Source organism: Jannaschia aquimarina (assembly GCF_000877395.1).
Classification (GTDB): domain Bacteria; phylum Pseudomonadota; class Alphaproteobacteria; order Rhodobacterales; family Rhodobacteraceae; genus Jannaschia; species Jannaschia aquimarina.
The window spans coordinates 30518-49441 of the sequence record NZ_JYFE01000051.1; the positions used below are offsets into that span (position 1 = coordinate 30518).

Genomic DNA, 18924 nt, shown 5'->3' on the forward strand with positions numbered 1-18924 from the left:
GGCAAAACCCCTGCAACGATCGCCGCCTACACACCCCCATAGCCCACGGCCTTTGGGAGGAGAGCCATGAGCGATCTCGCCACGATTCCGCAGTTCCTGGACCGGAACGCCCGCGACTTCGGCGCGTCCGCCGCCTATCGCGAGAAGGAATTCGGCATCTGGCAGGAATGGAGCTGGTCCGACGCCAAGGCCGAGATCGAAGAAATGGCAATGGGCCTGATCGACCTCGGCCTGGAGATCGGAGAGCACGTCGCCGTCATCGGCCGCAACCGCCCGCAGCTCTACATGGCCATGGTCGCCGCGCAATGCGCCGGTGGCATCCCCGTGCCGCTCTACCAGGACGCCGTCGGCGAAGAGATCGCCTACGTGCTGGGCCATTGCCACGCCAAGTTCGTCATCGCCGGCGACCAGGAGCAGGTGGACAAGGTGCTGGAGGTTCAGGACCGCATCACCGGCCTGCGCCACATGATCTATCTCGACGGACGCGGCCTGCGGAAATACGACCACGGCCACCTCTCGTCGATGGAGACGCTGCGCGAGCGTGGCCGCGGCGCCGACCGCGCCGAAATGGACCGTCGCCGCGCCCAGCAGACCGGCGCCACGACCTGCGTGATGCTCTATACGTCCGGGACCACGGGCAAGCCCAAGGGCGTGGTGCTGAGCCACGACAACATCGTCGCCACCTCCAAGGCATCGTCCGAATTCGACGGCCTGCGCCAGACCGACGAGGTGTTGGCCTACCTGCCGATGGCCTGGGTCGGCGATTTCATCTTCTCCATCGGTCAGGCCATGGTCACCGGCTTCACGGTCAACTGCCCGGAATCCGCCGACACGATCATGCACGACCTGCGCGAGATCGGGCCGACCTACTACTTCGCCCCGCCCCGCGTTTTCGAGGGCCAGCTCACCAACGTCATGATCCGGATGGAGGATGCGAGCGCCCTAAAGAAACGGATGTTCGACTACTTCATGAGCCACGCCAAGCGCGTCGGCCCCCGCCTGCTGGATGGCGAGCCTGTCGGCACGATGGACCGGCTCAAGTACCGCCTGGGGGAATTCCTGGTCTACGGGCCGCTCAAGAACACGCTGGGCCTCAGCCGCATCCGTGTGGGCTACACCGCCGGCGAGGCCATCGGGCCGGAGCTCTTCGACTTCTACCGCTCCATTGGGATCAACCTCAAACAGCTCTACGGCCAGACCGAGGCATCGGTCTTCATCACCCAGCAGAAAGACCACGAAGTCCGCTCGGACACGGTGGGCACCCCCACGCCGGGCGTCGAGATCCGCATCGACGACAACGGAGAGGTCTTCTACCGCTCGCCCGGCACCTTCCAGGAATACTACCAGAACCCCGAAAGCACGGCATCGACCAAGGACCCCGAGGGCTGGGTCGCGACCGGCGATGCGGGCTTCATCGAGCCCGATACCGGCCACCTGCGCATCATCGACCGCGCCAAGGACGTGGGCAAGCTGGCCTCGGGCGCGATGTTCGCGCCCAAATATGTCGAGAACAAGCTGAAGTTCTTCCCCGAGATCTACGAGGCCGTCGTCTTCGGCAATGGCCGCGACCGCTGCGTGGCCTTCGTCAACATCGACCTGACGGCGGTCGGCAACTGGGCCGAGCGCAACAACATCGCCTACGCCTCCTATCAGGAATTGTCGCAGCACCCCCGCGTGCTCGACACGATCCAGTCCCATGTCGAGGCCGTGAACGAGAGCGTGGCCGCCGACGAGATGCTGTCGGGCTGCCAGATCCACCGCTTCCTCGTGCTCCACAAGCAGCTGGATGCGGACGACGAAGAGATGACCCGCACCCAGAAGGTCAAGCGCCGCACCATCGAGGAGAAGTACGCCGACCTGATCGACGCGCTCTATGCCGGCAAGGACGAAATCTACACAGAGACCGAGGTCACCTACGAGGACGGCCGCAAGGGCAAGATCCGCGCCACGCTGGACCTGCGCGACGCGAAGGTCGTGCCGGTGGAAGCGAAGACCCTGGAGCAGGTCGTGGAGGCAGCGGAGTGACAACCGGCTTGCCAAAGATTGCCAACAAAGCCATCCTGACTTGGAAGGAGGCCGCAAATGGCAACGATGAACGTATCCCTGCCCGACGAGATGAAGGCCTTTGTCGACGAGCAAGCGGAAGGCCCGGACTATGCCGGTGCGAGCGACTATATCCGCGACCTGATCAGGCGCGATCGCGCCCGCCGTCAGGCGATCGCGGAAATCCGCGCTTTTGTTCAGGAAGGGATCGACAGCGGACCGGCGAAGCCATTCGACAGGGAGACTTTCCGCGCGCGTCTGCACGCGGAGCATGTCGAACGTGGGTGAGCGCTGGACGCTTACCCAGCGTGCCGAAGGTGACCTCGCGGACATATGGCGCTTTGGCGTGCGCAAATGGTCCATCGAACAGGCTGACCGCTACCAGGACGCTATCCTCGATGTTCTCGATATGCTGGGGCGGCATCCAGGCATCGCTCCCAGACGGGACCACCTGCTGCCGGGACTCCGCGCCTTTCCCCATGCGTCCCACGTCATCTTCTACCGGGCGACGGATCCCGATCGTGGCGGGATCGAAATCCTGCGTATCGGCCATGGTCGTCAGGATTGGAGCGCGCTCATTCGATAGAAGGGCGTCCCATGTCCCTTTGGGAGCCCTGCCATGCTAGACACCACCACCACCCCCGACGGTCGCACCATCGGCGATACCGTCCTCGACCTGCGCAACATCACGCTTCGCTTCGGGGGCGTGGAGGCGATCAAGGATATCTCGTTCGATATCCGCGAGGGCGAGATCCGCGCGATCATCGGGCCGAACGGCGCGGGCAAGTCCTCGATGCTCAACGTCATCTCCGGCTTCTACGTCCCGCAGGAGGGCGAGGTCTGGTTTCGCGGCGCCCCACGTCCGCAGATGAAGCCCTATCAGGTCGCCCGCCAAGGCATCGCTCGCACCTTCCAGAACATCGCACTCTTCGAGGGCATGTCGGTGCTCGACAACGTGATGACCGGACGGCTCAACGCGATGAAGGCCAACATCTTCCAGCAGGCCTTCTGGTGGGGGAAGGCCTCCAAGGAAGAAGAGGCCAACCGGGAATCCGTCGAGCGCGTCATTGACTTCCTCGAGATCCAGCACATCCGCAAGACGCCCGTGGGCCGCCTGCCCTACGGCCTCAAGAAGCGGGTCGAACTGGCCCGGGCGCTCGCCGCCGAGCCCAGCCTCCTGCTGCTGGACGAACCCATGGCCGGCATGAACGTCGAGGAGAAGGAGGACATGTCCCGCTTCATCCTCGACGTGAACGACGAGTTCGGCACGACCATCGCGCTCATCGAGCACGACATGGGCGTCGTCATGGATCTGTCGGACCGCGTCGTCGTGATGGATTACGGCCGCAAGATCGGCGACGGGACGCCCGCCGAGGTCCGCTCCAACCAGGACGTCATCGACGCCTATCTGGGGGTGTCGCATGACTGACGCCCCGGGGATCCCGGCAAAGGTTAACGGCCGCCCCGGTGCCGATTGTGCAGACGGGGGGTGCACAGGGGGTGCACAGGGGGTGCACAGCCAAAACGGCCCTTTCCGGAACTCCGTTAACGCCCGCCCGGTTGTCCTTTCGAATGGAAGGAGACCTGCATATGTCCGATCACGAGACCTGGCTGAAGAAGACCCTTGCCGAAATTCTGGGCGAGGATCGGGGCCTGCCCGACTACACGATCCAGCGGCTGAAGGGCTTCCGCCCCGAGGATCTGGACGAACTTCGGATCAACGAGAAGCAGGCGGTCTTCGACGCCTTCAAGCGGGTGGCGCACCAGTCGCGCGATGCCAGGGGGGCCGAGACGGCCGAGACCGGCTCGACCCGTCCACCGCTCGTGGACGGCGATATAGACTGGGGCCTGCGCGCGGCGAAAAGTGCCCTGGAAGCAATACCTTCCGGGGAGCGCTCGGAGAAAGCGAACGAGCTTCTGGCAGCCTGTACCTGCCCCGCGGCGACAGGTCCGAACCCCGGCATCGACGGCGGGAGCACGGCCTATCGGGACCCTCAGCCGGCCCTCGACAGAGACGTCGGATCGCCGGAAAAACCCTTGCCCTATTGATTGCGACGGCATCGTCGGCTTCGGCCGAGGATGCCACCTGGACGGCCTTCCGGACCTATTGCCTGGGTCCGATGGAGGCCGTGGCCCTGACCCACCCCACGGATCTGGTCGCCCTGTCCAATCAGAACGTCTTCGGCGTCACGCCCTATGCCGACGCGACCCTCGACTGGACGCTCTCGGTTTCGGGCAGTTCCGCCGAAACCGGCCATGTGAGCGGCGCACCAACCCGGTGTATCGTCGAGTCGCGAACGAATAGCGCACTGACGGCAAACGCCTTTCTTTTCTGGACCTCCCGGCCCGAGACCATCTCCCGGTACGAGACCGTGTCGGCCGAAGGCACGTCGCTGACCCTCCGGTCCACCACTTGGCGAGAGCCTCGGATGGAGGTCGAGATGACCCTGTCGGGCGCCGACGAGATTTCTCTGACCGCGCGGGAGACCGACCTTGAGAGTTGATCTCCTCTTCGGCGCAGCTCTCTGGGCGACGACCGCCGCCGGGCAGACCCCCACGCCCACGCCTAAGCCCGCGCTCTTCGAGGCGTTGGATCGTTGTATTGCCGCGATCGCGACCCGCAGTCTCGATCCGTTCGCCGGCTGGGGCAGCTACGCGCGTGGTCGATACGTGTCGAGCGACGCGACGGTCCTCGTGGGCCTCGGAACGCTTCGATACGAAGGCCAGCCGCTTGGCTACTGCATCGCAAGCTCCGGCCAGAGCGAGTCCGAAACCTGGACCGAGGATGTCGCTGCGCTGTTCGACGAAATCCAGATGCGTCTCGACACGGAAGTTTTCCGCCCCGTCGATGCGCGAGCGCCCGGCTTGCCGCCAAATCTTGGCCAACGGATCGTCGAGACCTTCGATGAAGCGGTCTTCGCGGTGTCCTGTTCCGCTGACGACCATCCCGGAGTCTTCGTGGACGTCCGATGGGCCGACGGTTTCACCACGACAGCGTTGCCGGCCGACATGCAAATCTGCAACCCGCGGGAGGACTAGGATGCCCGACCAACTTCTCTTCGCCACAGAAGTCGCCCTGAACGGGCTGATGGCGGGCGTGATGTATTCACTCGTCGCCCTCGGCTTCGTCCTGATCTTCAAAGCTTCGGGCATCTTCAACTACGCACAGGGCGTCATGGCGCTTTTTGCCGCGATGACGCTGGTGGGTATCCAGAACGGACAGGTGCCGTTCAGCCATCTGATCAACGCGATCTTCGGCACGGACATTCACTATTTCGGGTGGGAGGCGCCCGCGATCCTGGCCATCGCGCTGACGGTCGTTGTGATGATCGCGCTGGCCTGGGCGGTGAACCGTTTCATCTTCCGCCATCTCGTCAACCAGGAGCCGATCATCCTGTTCATGGCGACGATCGGGCTGGCCTATTTCCTGGAAGGCGTGGCCGACCTGATGTGGGGATCCGAGATCAAGACGCTGGACGTGGGCCTGCCGCAAGGCATCAACGAGACCATCGACTCGGTGACGTTCGAGATATTCGGCTACGGGTTCTTCATCGACAACCTGGACATCGTGGCGACCGTGATCGCGGCGCTCCTGGTGCTGGGGCTGGTGGCCTTCAGCCAGTATACCAAGCAGGGCCGTGCCTTGCGCGCCGTGGCCGATGACCACCAGGCGGCACTGTCGGTGGGCATATCGCTCAATTTCATCTGGGTGCTGGTCTGGTCCATCGCGGGCTTCGTGGCGCTGGTCGCAGGCATCATGTGGGGCGCCAAGTCGGGGGTGCAGTTCTCGCTCTCGCTGATCGCGCTCAAGGCGCTGCCGGTGCTGATGCTGGGCGGCTTCACCTCGATTCCGGGCGCCATCGTGGGCGGGCTGATCATCGGGGTGGGCGAGAAGCTGTTCGAGTTCGCCATCGGGCAACCCTTCCTGGGCGGCGCGACCGAGAACTGGTTCGCCTACGTGCTGGCGCTGCTCTTCCTGGTGTTCCGACCACAGGGCCTGTTCGGGGAGAAGATCATTGAGCGGGTTTGAGAGTATGGCGGATCGTTTCCTGCTCGCCGTTCAGATTTTGAGCTTCCTCGGCGCCCTGCTGATGCTGCTGACGATCTGGTTTCCGCCGTTTTCCCCTGAGGGCGGGTATACCTACACCTATCCCGACGGCACGGTTGCCACCCCTGTCGCCGAACCAGGCGATTGGTCACCGGGTTTGGGCGACGTGCTCGCCGGATTGGGATCCGCAATCTACCTGACCGCACTCGGAGCGATCCTGTTCTGCCTGCGCCGGATCGGCGCTCATCTTCGGGAGGCCGCCCAATGATCTACCGTGAAGCCGGAGACTTCAAAACCTCCTACGGCGCAGACAATCAGACCTTCCCGATCAAGTTCGACCGGCGCGGCTACTACGTCGTGTTGGCCCTCGCGGCGCTGCTGTTGCCCTTCATCGTCACCGACTATTGGGCCAACGCGCTGCTGGTGCCGTTTCTGATCTACGCCATCGCCGCGCTGGGGCTGAACATCCTGACGGGCTATTGCGGTCAGGTCAGCCTGGGCACGGGCGGTTTCATGGCGGTGGGCGCCTATTCGGCCTACAAGCTGATGACCGCCTTCCCCTGGATGGACATGATCACGATCACGATCCTGTCGGGCTTCATCACCGCGGCCGTCGGCGTCCTGTTCGGACTGCCCAGCTTGCGGATCAAGGGGTTCTATCTGGCGGTCGCCACGCTGGCCGCGCAGTTCTTCCTCGTATGGATGTTCAACAAGGTCTCGTGGTTCTACAACTACTCGGCCTCGGGCCAGATCAACGCGCCGGAGCGGACGCTGTTCGGCGTCATCGTCACAGGTCCGAACACGCAGGCCTGGGCGCAATACACGTTCTGCCTGTTCTTCGTGGTGATCCTGGCCTGGGTCGCGCGCAACCTGACACGCGGCTCTCTGGGGCGCCAATGGATGGCGATCCGCGACATGGACATCGCGGCCGAGATCATCGGGGTGAACCCGCTTCGCGCCAAGCTCAGCGCATTTGCTGTCAGTTCGTTCTTCGTCGGCGTCAGCGGATCGCTGTTCTTCACGATCTATCTCGGCGCCGTCGAGGTGGGCGAGGCGTTCGGCATCCAGAAATCGTTCCTCGTGCTCTTCATGATCATCATCGGGGGCCTGGGCAGCATCTTCGGCAGCTTCGCTGGCGCGGCATTCCTGGTGCTGCTGCCCGTCGTGCTGAAGGTTTTGGGCGTGGACCTCCTGGGCTGGCCCACCGACATCGTGGCGCATCTGAACCTCGTGATCGTGGGCGCGCTGATCGTCTTCTTCCTCGTGGTCGAGCCGCACGGATTGGCGCAGCTCTGGCGGCTGACGAAGGAGAAGCTGAGATTGTGGCCCTTCCCGCACTGACGGACGGCCATCACAGGGGGCGGGAGGCCCCCACATCGGACAACCAAAGGGAGGAACCACCGATGAAGAAGACCCTGACCACCCTCGCCGTGACGGCCCTGCTCGCGGGTCCGGCCGCGGCGGACCTCGTCATCCCGGACCTGAGCTACCGCACCGGCCCCTATGCCGCGGGCGGCATCCCGTTCTCAGACGGCTATCAGGACTACTTCGAGCTTCTGAATCAGCGTGACGGCGGCATCGGCGGAGAGATGGTCCGCGTCGTCGAATGCGAGACGGGCTACAACACAGAAAAGGGCGTCGAGTGCTACGAGAGCACCAAGGGCGAAGGCGCGCTGGTCTACCAGCCGCTTTCCACCGGCATCACCTATCAGCTGATCCCGAAGGCGGCCGCCGACGGCATCCCGCTTCACACGATGGGCTATGGCCGGACCTCGGCGCGCAATGGCGAAGTGTTCAACAACGTCTTCAACTACCCGGCCAACTACTGGGATGCGGCCTCGGTGGCGGTGAACTACCTGCTGGACGAGAATGGCGGCGATCTGTCGGGCAAGACGATCGCGCTGGTCTACCACAACTCCGCCTACGGCAAGGAGCCGATCCGCACGCTGGAGGCCCTGGCCGAGAAGCACGGCTTCGACCTGACGCAATTGGCGGTGGACCATCCCGGACAGGAGCAGAAGTCGCAGTGGCTGCAGATCCGGCGCGAGCGTCCCGACTACGTGCTGATGTGGGGCTGGGGCGTGATGAACCAGGTCGCTGTCCAGGAAGCCGCGAACGTCCGCTTTCCGATGGAGAACTTCATCGGCAACTGGTGGGCCGGAGCCGAGCATGACGTGACGCCCGCGGGCGATGCGGCGAACGGCTACAAGTCGCTGAACATGAACACCATCAACCCCGATGCGCCGGTCTTCGACGAGATCCGGGAGCATGTGGTCGATGCCGGTCTCGCGGCGGGCGACGGCTCGAACGTGGGCAACGTGCTCTATACCCGCGGCATGTACGCGGCGATGCTCGCGGCCGAGGCCATCCGCAAGGCGCAGGAGATCCACGGCACCGCGAACATCACGCCCGCGATGATGCGCGACGGCATGGCCGCTCTGGAGATGACCGAGGCGCGGATGGAAGAGCTGGGTTACCCGAATATCGGCCCCGTCTTCAGCGTTTCGTGCCAGAACCACGGCGGCTCGGGCCAAGGGCTCGTGCAGCAGTGGAACGCGTCTGAGCAGCGCTTCGAGCCGCTGACCGGCTTCATCGAGCCTGACCGCGAAGTCATCGATCCGCTGATCCAGGAAGATTCGATGGCTTACGCCGAAGAGAACGGCATCACGCCCGGCTGCGCCGACAGCTGAGGCCGACAAGACCCGGCCGGGGCGGCACTGCCGCCTCGGGCACCCACCCCCCGCGCCCCGACCGCACGAGAGGACCAAGATGCTCGATACCGCGACCCAACCGGACCCGACCGAAGAGCCGTCGACCGAAGAGGCTCTGCTGGCCGTCAACAATATCGAGGTCATCTACAACCACGTCATTCTCGTGCTGAAGGGCGTCAGCCTGAACGTACCCAAGGGCGGCATCACCGCGTTGCTGGGCGGGAACGGGGCGGGCAAGACCACGACGCTGAAGGCGATCTCGAACCTGTTGCGAAGCGAGAGGGGCGAGGTCACCAAGGGGTCGATCCTCTACCACGGAGAGCGGATCCAGGATCTGACGCCCGCCGATCTGGTCAGCCGCGGCGTCATACAGGTCATGGAAGGTCGCCACTGCTTCGAGCACCTGACCGTCGAGGAAAACCTGCTGACCGGCGCCTATACCCGCCGCGACGGCGGCAAATCCGTCAAGGACGACCTGGAGATGGTCTATTCCTATTTCCCTCGCCTGAAAGAGCGTCGCAGCTCGCAGGCGGGCTACACCTCGGGCGGCGAACAACAGATGTGCGCCATCGGCCGCGCGTTGATGTCCCGCCCCGAAACGATCCTGCTGGACGAGCCGTCGATGGGACTTGCCCCGCAATTGGTCGAGCAGATCTTCGACATCGTGAAGCGCCTGAACGAGGAACAGGGCGTGACCTTCCTCCTGGCCGAACAGAACACCAACGTCGCGCTGCGCTTCGCCCATTACGGCTACATCCTCGAATCCGGACGCGTCGTGATGGACGGGGCCGCGGCAGACCTGCGCGAGAACCCGGATGTGAAGGAATTCTATCTCGGCATGTCCGAAGAAGGCCGGAAGTCGTTCCGCGACGTCCGCAGCTATCGCCGCCGGAAGCGGTGGCTCTCGTGACGGCGGCCGCACGCCACAAGCCATGATCGCAACCGGAACCCCCGATGGGCCGTTGGGCCGGAAAGCTCCGGAGGTCCCATGCTGAAGACCCTTGCCCTGCGCGCCGGCGCGCGCGTCGAAGGCCTGCTTGAAAAGATCGGCGACCGCGACGACAGCGCGCCTGTCCTCGACCCCTATATCGGCTATGCGACGCCGGACGGTTGGGTGCTGCGCGCGCGCGTCCTGTCACATCTGCGCAGGGCCGAACCGGTTCCCGAGCAGTCGCGTTGGACGAACCTGCGGCAGATGACCAACCTCTTCATTACCGACGAGGTCTCCGGCGTGACGGTCGAGGCGGCCGGTGTCGTTGGGACCAGCGATGCCGAGGGCTACGTCACGATGACGGTTCCCGCCCAGCCCGCCGACGGAGCCTGGGCTGACGTGACGATGAAGATCGCGGGCACCGGAGACGCCGCCGCGGAAGCCGATTGCCCGGTCCGGCTCTACGGCGCCGAAGCCCGGCACATCGTGATATCGGACGTGGACGACACGATGATCGTGACGGGCGCGCACAACCTCGCGACGAACCTCTGGACGACCTTCACCGGGTCGGCCCTGACCCGAAAGGTCTATCCCGACGCCGTCCGCCTGATGGAGCGTCTCGCCCCAGGCGGACCGGTCTTCTATGTCTCGTCCAGTCCGTGGAACCTGCACGCCTTCCTGGAGACCCTGCTTTTCGCGCGGTCGGGCCTGCCGCGCGGTCCGATGTTCCTGCGCGACCTCGGCCTGACCGAAGACGGCGTCGGGCAGAGCCATCTGGGCCACAAGGGCGCGGCCATCGACACGATACTGGCAGCCGTTCCTGAACTGCCTGTCTACCTTCTGGGCGATACCGGCCAGAAAGACAGCGCAGTCTACCTGGAAGCCGCGCGCCGTCATCCGGGACGCATCGCCGGCGTAGGCCTGCGCGAGCCGGCCGAGGGCGTCTCTGGCGACGACGCGGATCAGATCGCCGCGCTGGAAGCCTTGGGCATCCCGGTCTGGCACGGACAATTCTTCGACGGCGCCGCAGAGCATTGGGGGACGGATGAGCCATTACGACGATCTTGAAACGCGGTCGCAGGACGAACGTGAGGCCGCGCAGCTTGCAGAGCTCAAGAAGCAACTGGCCCAGGTCGAGGCCGCGCCCGGAAGCTGCCTTGCCCCCGGATCGCTTGGCTCTCTGGCCGAGCTCTCGACTCTGCCGGTCCTGCGCAAGTCGCAACTGGGGGAATGGCAAGCGGCGCAGCGCCCCTTCGGCGGCATCCGGGTCTCGAACGTCGCGCAGATCTTCCAGTCGCCTGGCCCGATCTACGAGCCGGGCGGCGTGTCGCGCGACTGGTGGCGCATGGGCCGCTTCCTGCATGCTTGCGGCATCGGCACCAGCGACATCGTGCAGAACTGTTTCGGCTACCACCTGACCCCGGCAGGCCACATCTTCGAGAACGGCGCGCGCGCCGTCGGTGCGGTCGTGATCCCCGCCGGAACAGGCCAGACCGACCTGCAGGTCCGCGCCGCCGCCGATCTGGGCTCGACGGCCTATGCAGGGACGCCCGACTACCTGAAGGTGATCCTCGACCGGGCCGAGGAGATGGGAGAGAGCCTGTCCTTCACCAGGGCCGCTGTCGGCGGCGGTGCGCTCTTTCCTTCGCTGCGTCAGGAATACGCGGATCGCGGTATCACCTGCCTGCAATCCTACGCCACGGCCGATCTTGGAAACATCGCCTACGAGGCGCCAAATCCTGGCGATCCCACGGCCCCGCCGGAAGGGATGATCATCGACGAGGGCGTCATCGTGGAAATCGTTCGTCCGGGCACTGGCGATCCCGTGCCGGAAGGCGAAGTGGGCGAGGTGGTCGTCACGTCGCTCAACCCCGACTATCCGCTGATCCGCTTCGCCACCGGCGATCTGTCGGCCATCCTGTCCGGCCGATCCCCCTGCGGGCGCACCAACTCCCGGATCAAGGGCTGGATGGGCCGCGCGGACCAGACGACCAAGATCAAGGGCATGTTCGTCCGCCCGGAACAGGTGGCCGACCTGGTCGCCCGGCACCCGGAAATCCGCCGCGCCCGCGTCGTCGCCGACCGCGAAGGAGAACAGGACGTCATGATCGTCCAGGTCGAGGCCGATGGCGGCCACGAAGGATCCTGGGCTGAAAGCGTGAGCGCGGTGCTCAAGCTGCGCGGCAAGATCGAGCGGGTCAGCAGCCTCCCCAATGACGGTCTGGTGATCGAGGATCGGCGCGACTACGGCTGAACGCGGGGCCGCGCGTCAGCCGGAAAGCTGGCGCGAGATGTCGAGGAACTGCTCGAAGATCGCCTCGTCGTCCAGACGCAGGAAGTCGGGCACCTCGATCTCCGTGATCGCTTCGAAGCTGTCCATGGACTCGCGCACGAGGCTCGCGACCCCGGCGGCGCTGTCGATGGTCCGCAGCGTGTTGATCGCCGCATCGCTGGTCTCGGCAGATGCGGCCAGCGCGTCGGCAATGCGGTCGCGCCGGTCCCGAAGCATCACCTCGTAGGCATCGACCACGTCCAGAATGCGGCGCTGCACTTGGGCATTGCCCTCGTAGACCTCCCGGTTCCCCTCGTCCTGAGCGTCGGCGATGCGGCCCTCGGTCTCGGACAGGAGCGCCTGGGCATCCTCCCGGATGGCTGAAAGACGCGGCAACCAGACCTCGTCATAGGCCGCTTCATGGCGCACGAGCATACGGGAATAGAGCAGGCGGGTGACGGCGACGACGCCATAATAGTCCTGCATCACCTCCGGCGAGAGGTCCTCCTCCAGAAGCGCGCGCAGTTGCCGCTCGACCTCGATCAGCGTGCCGACGACCACCATGGCCTCGACCGTCGCCCCACCGTTCACGGGGTAGAGCAACGCCCTCGCCTCCGCCTCGCTGAGTTCGATGCCGTGCAGTGTGGCCAGATCCTCTCGGAAAGCGGACAGGGTGCGGCTCCGGGCGGATTTGAGCGCCGCGATATCGGCTTCGGCCTGCTTGAGCCGCGTCGCTACGTCCTGCGCCGAGCCGCGCGCCGTCTCGCGCATCAGCAGCCGGTCGAGCACGCCCAGTTCCGCGTCCGTCGCAATCCGGCGCTGAAACAGCAGATCCGCGCGTGTCTTCTCGGCGGCGAGCAGGCCGTCCTCTATTTCGCGGACCCGTTCGGCGTAGCGATCGTGGGTGTCGGGCGCGATCAGGTCCAAGGCCCGGTCGAGCGCAGCCTCCAGATCCTCGCGATGATCCTCCTCATCGTCTCCGAACAGGAAGCCGCCCTGCGGATCCGACATGCCCCGGATCGCATCGCGCATCTCACCTTGGTCTTCGAGCAATTGCCTGACGAGCTTGGACGCCGTGGCTGGCGTCTCAGCGGCAAGAACAGGTGTTGCGGCGACGAAGAGCGACAGGAGGAGGGGACGGATCATGAAACCTGAGATGCTTTTGGCAGGACCCTAGGATATGGGGTGCCGCCTGCATCTCCCAAGGGGATCAGCCCCTAAGCTCTCCACCTGTGGCTTTCGTGACCTTCTCGACGACCTTGGCGGCAACAGCCTCGATCTCCTTGTCGGTGAGCGTCGCTTCGCGCGGCTGAAGGCGCACGCTGATGGCGATGCTCTTGCGGCCCTCGCCCAGATTGCCGCCCACGAACTCGTCGAAAACGCGCACGTCGTCGATCAGCGTCTTGTCCGCCCCCCGGGCCGCCATCACGACCTTTTGGGCTTCGACCCCTGCGTCGAGGACGAAGGCGAAGTCTCGTTCCACCGCCTGCAAGTCGGACATTTGCAGCGCACCACGATTGGTGCCGGCCGCCTTTGGGAAGGGGATTTCCGCTGGCCAGATCGTGAATCCCACAGCTGGCCCCCTGACATCCAGCGCCCTGAGGATGCGGGGATGCACCTCTCCGAAGACGGCGAGCGTCTTCTTCGGCCCCAGCCCGATACGTCCGGACCGGCCAGGATGCCAGCAATCCGCCGCGCCGCGCATGACCTGCGCCCCTGCCGGGGCGCCGAGCGCGGCCAACACCGCTTCGGCATCCGCCTTCGCATCGAACACGTCCGGCGCCCGCCGTGTGCCGTGCAGATCCCGCGGCCCCGGACCGACCAGCAGGCCCGTTGCAAGAAGGTGCTGTTCCCCCGGCTCTCCGCCATGGAAGGCCGCGCCGACTTCGAAGAGCGCGATCTGCTCGACACCCCGAGCCTGATTGCGTGCGGCGGCCTGCAACAGACCGGGCAACAGCGCGGGGCGCATATGGCTCATCTCGCTGGAAATGGGGTTCTCCAGCCGCAGCGGTTCGATCTCGTCCGCGAACAAGGCTGCCGAAGCCGCATCGATGAAGCTGTATGTCACACATTCGTCGTAGCCGAGCGCGGCGAGTGTCCGCCGTGCCGTTCTCTCGCGCATCTGCATCGGTGTCAGCACCGGGCGGAGCACCTGTGCCGGACGCGTCATCGGCTTGCCCTGCAACTTCGTCAGGGACGCGATGCGCGCGACCTCCTCGACGAGATCGGCCTCGCCCTGCACGTCGCCGCGCCATGACGGGACGGCCGCGCTCAGCGAAGGGGCCTCTCCGCTGACCTCGAAGCCCAGCGCGGTCAGGGTCGCGCGTTGCTCGTCAGCCGGAATGGACATTCCGACGAGGCTTTCGACGCGATCGGTGTTCAATTCGTAGCTGCGAGCGGTCTCCGGTACTGCGCCAGCGACCACCATGTGCGACGGTTCGCCACCCGCATGGTCGAGGATCATGCGCACCGCGTGGTCCAGCCCGTTCGGCGTGAAGGCCGGATCGACGCCGCGTTCGAACCGATACCGGGCATCGGAATTGATCTTGAGCGCGCGGCCCGTCGTCGCGATCTGGACCGGGTCCCAGTAGGCGCTTTCCACCAGGACGTTGACCGTCTGCTCCGTGACTCCCGAATGGGCGCCCCCCATGATGCCGGCAATGCTTTCGACGCCGTTCGCATCCGAGATGGCGATCGCGCCGCCGGGCAGGCTGTAGGCCTTCTCGTCCAGCGCGGTGATCGTCTCGCCGCCTGCCGCGCGGTGAACGCGCAGATGCCCCGCCACGACATCTGCATCGAAGACATGGAGCGGCCGGTTCAGGTCGTGCGTGAACCAGTTGGTCACGTCGACGAGAAAGCTGATCGGGCGCAGGCCGATCGCGCGAAGCTGGGCCTGAAGCCAGTCCGGCGACGGGCCATTCTTCACACCGCGGATCATGCGCAGACAGAAGACGGGGCAGCCGTCCCGAGTGTCGTCGTCGATGGTGACCGCGACGGGGCTGTCAAAACGGCCTTCGATTTTGGGCGTATCGAGCGGACGAAGCCTGCCGAGACCACGGGCTGCAAGGTCGCGGGCAATCCCGCGAACACCCAACGCGTCGCCCCGGTTCGGGGTGATGGCGATCTCGATGACCGGGTCGACCTTTGCGGGATCGTTCTGTGCCAGCCAGTCGACGAAGCGCTGGCCCACTTCCCCGGATTGCAGTTCAATGATGCCGTCGTGCTCGTCCGACAGCTCCATCTCGCGCTCGGAGGCCATCATGCCATGGCTTTCGATGCCGCGGATCTTGCCGACCTGGATCGTGGTGTCGATGCCGGGGACGTAGGTGCCCGGCTTGGCGACGACGACGGTGATTCCGGCTCGGGCGTTGGGCGCGCCGCAGATGATCTGGGTGACCCCGTCGTCCGTCTCGACCTTGCAGACCTTCAGTCGGTCGGCATCCGGGTGCTTTTCCGCTTCCAGCACCTTGCCGATCGTGAAGTCGGCGAGACGGGCGGCGCGATCCTCCACGTCTTCGACTTCGAGACCCAGGTCGGTCAGCGTCTCGACGATCTCATCGACCGATGCCTCGGTTTCGAGATGGCGCTTCAGCCAGGACAGGGTGAACTTCATCGAACGGTCTCCGCGCCGCTTGGTCGGTGCGGGCGGGGGATAGCGTGGATGACTGGCAGGGGAAAGGCGCTGGATCACCCGCGTTCGCGCAAGGGTCGGTTCACGGTGAGGGCATGGCGACGAGGACGGCCCAGGTCTTTGGAGTTACCAGAACGTCTGCTCTGAAATCCCGCAGTCGGCCGGGTCAACGCGCGCCTATCCGGCTTGCCTGATGTCCTCGGGGGATTGCGCGTCCTCCTCGGTCTCAAGCGCTTTCTTCGTCGAGCCTATAAGCTCTGCCGACCGCATGGCGAGACGCCGGACCTCGTCGGCGATCACCATGAAGGCCCGGCCGGTATCGCCACCGGCCCGCGCGGCTTCGACGGAGGCATTCAGCGAGATCAGTTTGATCATGCGACCGATCCGCTCCATCTCAGTGAAGGTGCGGTCGAGCATTTCCGCCCTGCCCCGCAACTCGGCCACCTTCTCGGCGCGGCCCGCCGCTTCGTCGATCAGGACCTGGTTCATGAGCTTGTAGATCGCAGGCAGGACCGCGAACCGGGTCTTACGGATCAAAGCGATGGCACTTGGCGCAGACTTCGATGCCCGGTCCGCCGACCCGTTCGACAGATCGTCGGCGAAGGCGATCACGGTCCGGAACGCATCGGGCTCACATGTGGACAGCCTTGTCTTGAGAGCGCCGATCAGGGTCTTCTGTGCCAACACCTCGAACGAGGCGACACAGCGTTCGATTTCCTTTAGCGCCTCTTCGGCGGCGTCCCCGTCCGGCTGGGTCGCGACGATCAATGCCATCGCGCCGATCGTGACCGAGTCGCCGCGGCACCGCCCCATCATCGAGACCGGATCGAGCGACGCGCTGAGGTCACGCGGCGTTGCGAGGTCCTGAATGAATTTTCTGTACATCGGCAGTCACCCGGACGGAGATCACCTCGCCCGACTACCCAAATCGCGTTTCCAAGCCGTTAAGCCGTCAACCGGCGTGACGTGTCGGGGCCTGTAGCGCGCCGAAACCGTAGTGCCTGAGCCAGCGCAGGTCGCTATCGAAGAAGGCGCGCAGGTCCGGAATGCCGTATTTCAGCATCGCGATCCGGTCGATGCCCATGCCGAACGCGAAACCCTGCCATTGCGAGGGGTCGATCCCGCCAGCTTTAAGGACCTTGGGATGCATCATGCCCGAACCGAGGATCTCCAGCCAGTCGTCACCCTCGCCCAGCCTTAGGGTCCCCCCCTCCCAGGAGCAGCGGATGTCCACCTCGGCGGACGGCTCGGTGAAGGGGAAATGCGAAGCGCGAAAGCGCAGCTCGATCCCGTCGACCTCGAAGAAGGCGCGGCAGAACTCTTCCAGACACCATTTCAGGTTGGCCATCGAGATGACGCGGTCGATGGCCATGCCTTCGACCTGGTGGAACATGGGGGTGTGCGTCTGATCGTAGTCGGCACGGTAGACGCGACCCGGACAGATGACGCGGAGCGGAGCGCCCCGCTCTTCCATCGCGCGGATCTGCACCGGCGAGGTATGGGTCCGCAGGACATGGGGCGGCCGGTCGTCGCCCTCGGCACGCGCCATGTAGAAGGTGTCCATCTCCGCGCGCGCGGGATGGTGGCCCGGAATGTTGAGCGCGTCGAAATTGTACCAGTCGGTCTCGATCTGCGGGCCTTCGGCGACGCTGAAACCCATATCGGCAAAGATCGCCGTCACCTCTTCCGTCACCTGGCTCACCGGATGGATCGTGCCTTGACGCCGCGGCCGTGTGGGCAGCGTGACGTCCAACCATTCCTCGGCCAGACGCGCTTCGAGTGCGGCGTCTTCCAGGCTGGCCTTGCGGGCAGCGATCGCTGCGTTGATCTCGTCCTTCAGCGCGTTCAGCCGGGGGCCTTCGACCTGACGCTCCTCGGGCGTCATCTTCCCCAACCCCCGCATCAGGAGCGCGACCTCGCCTTTCTTGCCCACCGCCTCCAGTCGGACAGCCTCGAGGCCCGCCTCGTCACCAGCCTCCTTGATACGGCCAAGGTACTTTTCGCGCAGATCGTCCATCCGGCCCTCCGGCTGTTGCCGGGGCGGGGTATCGCGGCACGACGAGGCGCGCAACAGGAACGCTTGACACATGCAGGGCGCGGCCCCGACGCTCCAGGCAGGGAGGAATGAACATGACCGGACTTCAGGAGATCGCGGATCGTGCCGTGGCCGACGCGGCCGTGCCCTTCACCGTCATCGTGGCGGCAAACGGCGATGGGATCCTCGCGTCGGCCCATGCCGGCGATGCGGCCGAAGGGCGACCCGCCGACGAGGATACGGCGTTCCGCATCTTTTCGATGACAAAGCTGGTCGGATCGCTGGCCGCGATGATGCTGATCGACCGTGGCAAACTGTCAATGGACACAGAGGTCGCCTCGATCCTGCCGGACTGGGACACATTACAGGTGCTGGATGGCTGGGACGGGGATACGCCGCGCCTGCGTGCGCCCCGGACGGCCGCGACGGTGAGGCACCTGGCAACGCACCGGTCGGGTCTCGAATACGAGTTCTGGAATGGCGAAATGGCCCGCTACCTCGAGGCCACGGAGACGCCGTCGATCCTGGCAGGCACGCGCGCGGCAATGAACTATCCGCTCATGTTCGATCCGGGCGAGCGCTGGGGCTATGGACCGTCGATCGACTGGCTGGGCCTGTTGGTCGAAGCGGTGGACGGCCGCCGCATCGACGCCTTTTGCCGAGAGGAGATCTTTGCGCCGCTTGGCATGTCGGACACCGCCTTCGAGCCCGATGGCATGGAGGACCGGCTCGCCGACGTCCGCATTCGAGGCGAGGACGGCGCTTTCGGTCCCTTCGATCTGGCCCCGCCTCCGGGGCCTGAGGTCTATGGCATGGGGCATTGCCTGTACTCGACGGCGCCCGACTACATGCGCCTGTTGCGTATGATGCTGCGCGGAGGCGAGTTGGATGGCGCGCGTATCCTGTCCGAAGAGGCGGTGGATCAGCTCTTTGCGGACCAGATGGAAGGGCACGCCTTCGAACGCATGGAGACGGTCGCCCCCCCGATCACCGACAGCTTCGACCCGTTTCCGGGTGCGGCAGGTCATGGGTTCGCGGGCCTGCTGAATCGGTCGGATATCGACGGCAAACGGCGGGCTGGGACGCTATCCTGGGCGGGGGTCCTGAACACCCATTGGTTCTGCGACCGGACGGCGGATCTGGCGGCGGTGATCATGACGCAGACACTGCCCTTCGTGGAGCCACGCTACATGGACTTGTACGACGCGGTCGAGCGCGCACTCTACGCCGACAGAGAGGCTGCCGCAGCCTAG

The 18924-nt window shown here is 65.2% G+C and carries 19 protein-coding genes; 15 read left to right on the top strand and 4 right to left on the bottom strand.

The genetic code is table 11. The features are described 5' to 3' along the window. Window positions 1-66 precede the first annotated feature (66 nt). The 14 genes from jaqu_RS14565 to jaqu_RS14630 all read left to right on the top strand — a co-directional run bounded on the left by jaqu_RS14565 (window position 67) and on the right by jaqu_RS14630 (window position 11987). Window positions 67-2025 carry an AMP-binding protein gene (locus tag jaqu_RS14565; RefSeq protein ID WP_043919727.1) on the top strand — a complete coding sequence of 653 codons (1959 nt, stop codon included), beginning with the start codon at window positions 67-69 and terminating at the stop codon, window positions 2023-2025. 57 nt (window positions 2026-2082) lie between these two features. Continuing rightward, complete coding sequence (locus tag jaqu_RS14570) at window positions 2083-2331, top strand: type II toxin-antitoxin system ParD family antitoxin (protein ID WP_043919728.1); 249 nt, start codon at window positions 2083-2085, stop codon at window positions 2329-2331. Further along, window positions 2315-2629 (top strand): type II toxin-antitoxin system RelE/ParE family toxin, encoded by a 315-nt coding sequence (locus jaqu_RS14575; RefSeq protein WP_043919729.1) that lies wholly within the window; start codon window positions 2315-2317, stop codon window positions 2627-2629. Before jaqu_RS14570 ends, jaqu_RS14575 begins: the two co-directional genes overlap by 17 nt. Window positions 2630-2662: 33 nt before the next feature. Continuing rightward, a complete protein-coding gene (locus jaqu_RS14580) occupies window positions 2663-3472 on the top strand; it encodes an ABC transporter ATP-binding protein (RefSeq protein ID WP_043919730.1) in 810 nt (269 codons plus the stop codon). A 161-nt stretch (window positions 3473-3633) separates the two neighbouring features. Then, window positions 3634-4092, top strand: coding sequence for a hypothetical protein (locus tag jaqu_RS14585; RefSeq protein WP_043919731.1), 459 nt, complete (start codon window positions 3634-3636; stop codon window positions 4090-4092). Continuing rightward, complete coding sequence (locus jaqu_RS14590; RefSeq protein WP_043919732.1) at window positions 4089-4547, top strand: hypothetical protein; 459 nt, start codon at window positions 4089-4091, stop codon at window positions 4545-4547. The genes jaqu_RS14585 and jaqu_RS14590 overlap by 4 nt, the downstream gene beginning before the upstream one ends. Beyond that, the gene (locus jaqu_RS14595) at window positions 4537-5082 is read left to right on the top strand and encodes a hypothetical protein (protein WP_043919733.1); all 546 of its coding nucleotides are present in this window, start codon (window positions 4537-4539) and stop codon (window positions 5080-5082) included. The genes jaqu_RS14590 and jaqu_RS14595 overlap by 11 nt, the downstream gene beginning before the upstream one ends. 1 nt (window position 5083) lies before the next feature. Next, window positions 5084-6073, top strand: coding sequence for a branched-chain amino acid ABC transporter permease (locus jaqu_RS14600; protein WP_043919734.1), 990 nt, complete (start codon window positions 5084-5086; stop codon window positions 6071-6073). A gap of 4 nt (window positions 6074-6077) precedes the next feature. Next, window positions 6078-6359 carry a hypothetical protein gene (locus tag jaqu_RS14605; protein WP_043919735.1) on the top strand — a complete coding sequence of 94 codons (282 nt, stop codon included), beginning with the start codon at window positions 6078-6080 and terminating at the stop codon, window positions 6357-6359. Next, a complete protein-coding gene (locus jaqu_RS14610) occupies window positions 6356-7432 on the top strand; it encodes a branched-chain amino acid ABC transporter permease (protein WP_043919736.1) in 1077 nt (358 codons plus the stop codon). The genes jaqu_RS14605 and jaqu_RS14610 overlap by 4 nt, the downstream gene beginning before the upstream one ends. Before the next feature lie 62 nt (window positions 7433-7494). Next, window positions 7495-8781 carry an ABC transporter substrate-binding protein gene (locus tag jaqu_RS14615; protein WP_043919737.1) on the top strand — a complete coding sequence of 429 codons (1287 nt, stop codon included), beginning with the start codon at window positions 7495-7497 and terminating at the stop codon, window positions 8779-8781. Window positions 8782-8860: 79 nt separating this feature from the next. Continuing rightward, a complete protein-coding gene (locus jaqu_RS14620) occupies window positions 8861-9712 on the top strand; it encodes an ABC transporter ATP-binding protein (RefSeq protein ID WP_043919738.1) in 852 nt (283 codons plus the stop codon). Between the two features lie 78 nt (window positions 9713-9790). After that, on the top strand, window positions 9791-10801 hold the full coding sequence (locus tag jaqu_RS14625) for a phosphatase domain-containing protein (protein WP_043919739.1): 1011 nt from the start codon (window positions 9791-9793) through the stop codon (window positions 10799-10801). Then, a complete protein-coding gene (locus jaqu_RS14630; RefSeq protein WP_043919740.1) occupies window positions 10779-11987 on the top strand; it encodes a phenylacetate--CoA ligase family protein in 1209 nt (402 codons plus the stop codon). The genes jaqu_RS14625 and jaqu_RS14630 overlap by 23 nt, the downstream gene beginning before the upstream one ends. 15 nt (window positions 11988-12002) lie before the next feature. On the opposite strand, the gene jaqu_RS14635 is transcribed toward jaqu_RS14630, so the two are convergent. The 4 genes from jaqu_RS14635 to pheS form a co-directional block, all read right to left on the bottom strand. After that, complete coding sequence (locus tag jaqu_RS14635) at window positions 12003-13151, bottom strand: hypothetical protein (protein WP_043919741.1); 1149 nt, start codon at window positions 13149-13151, stop codon at window positions 12003-12005. Between the two features lie 64 nt (window positions 13152-13215). Then, window positions 13216-15618 carry a phenylalanine--tRNA ligase subunit beta gene (gene pheT, locus jaqu_RS14640; protein WP_043919742.1) on the bottom strand — a complete coding sequence of 801 codons (2403 nt, stop codon included), beginning with the start codon at window positions 15616-15618 and terminating at the stop codon, window positions 13216-13218. Between the two features lie 195 nt (window positions 15619-15813). Further along, window positions 15814-16521, bottom strand: a complete 708-nt coding sequence (locus tag jaqu_RS22315) for a methyl-accepting chemotaxis protein (protein WP_043919743.1) — start codon at window positions 16519-16521, stop codon at window positions 15814-15816. Between the two features lie 67 nt (window positions 16522-16588). Continuing rightward, window positions 16589-17653, bottom strand: a complete 1065-nt coding sequence (gene pheS, locus jaqu_RS14650) for a phenylalanine--tRNA ligase subunit alpha (protein ID WP_043919744.1) — start codon at window positions 17651-17653, stop codon at window positions 16589-16591. A 113-nt stretch (window positions 17654-17766) separates the two neighbouring features. Between pheS and jaqu_RS14655 the strand changes: the two genes are divergently transcribed. Continuing rightward, window positions 17767-18924 carry a serine hydrolase domain-containing protein gene (locus tag jaqu_RS14655; protein WP_161793878.1) on the top strand — a complete coding sequence of 386 codons (1158 nt, stop codon included), beginning with the start codon at window positions 17767-17769 and terminating at the stop codon, window positions 18922-18924.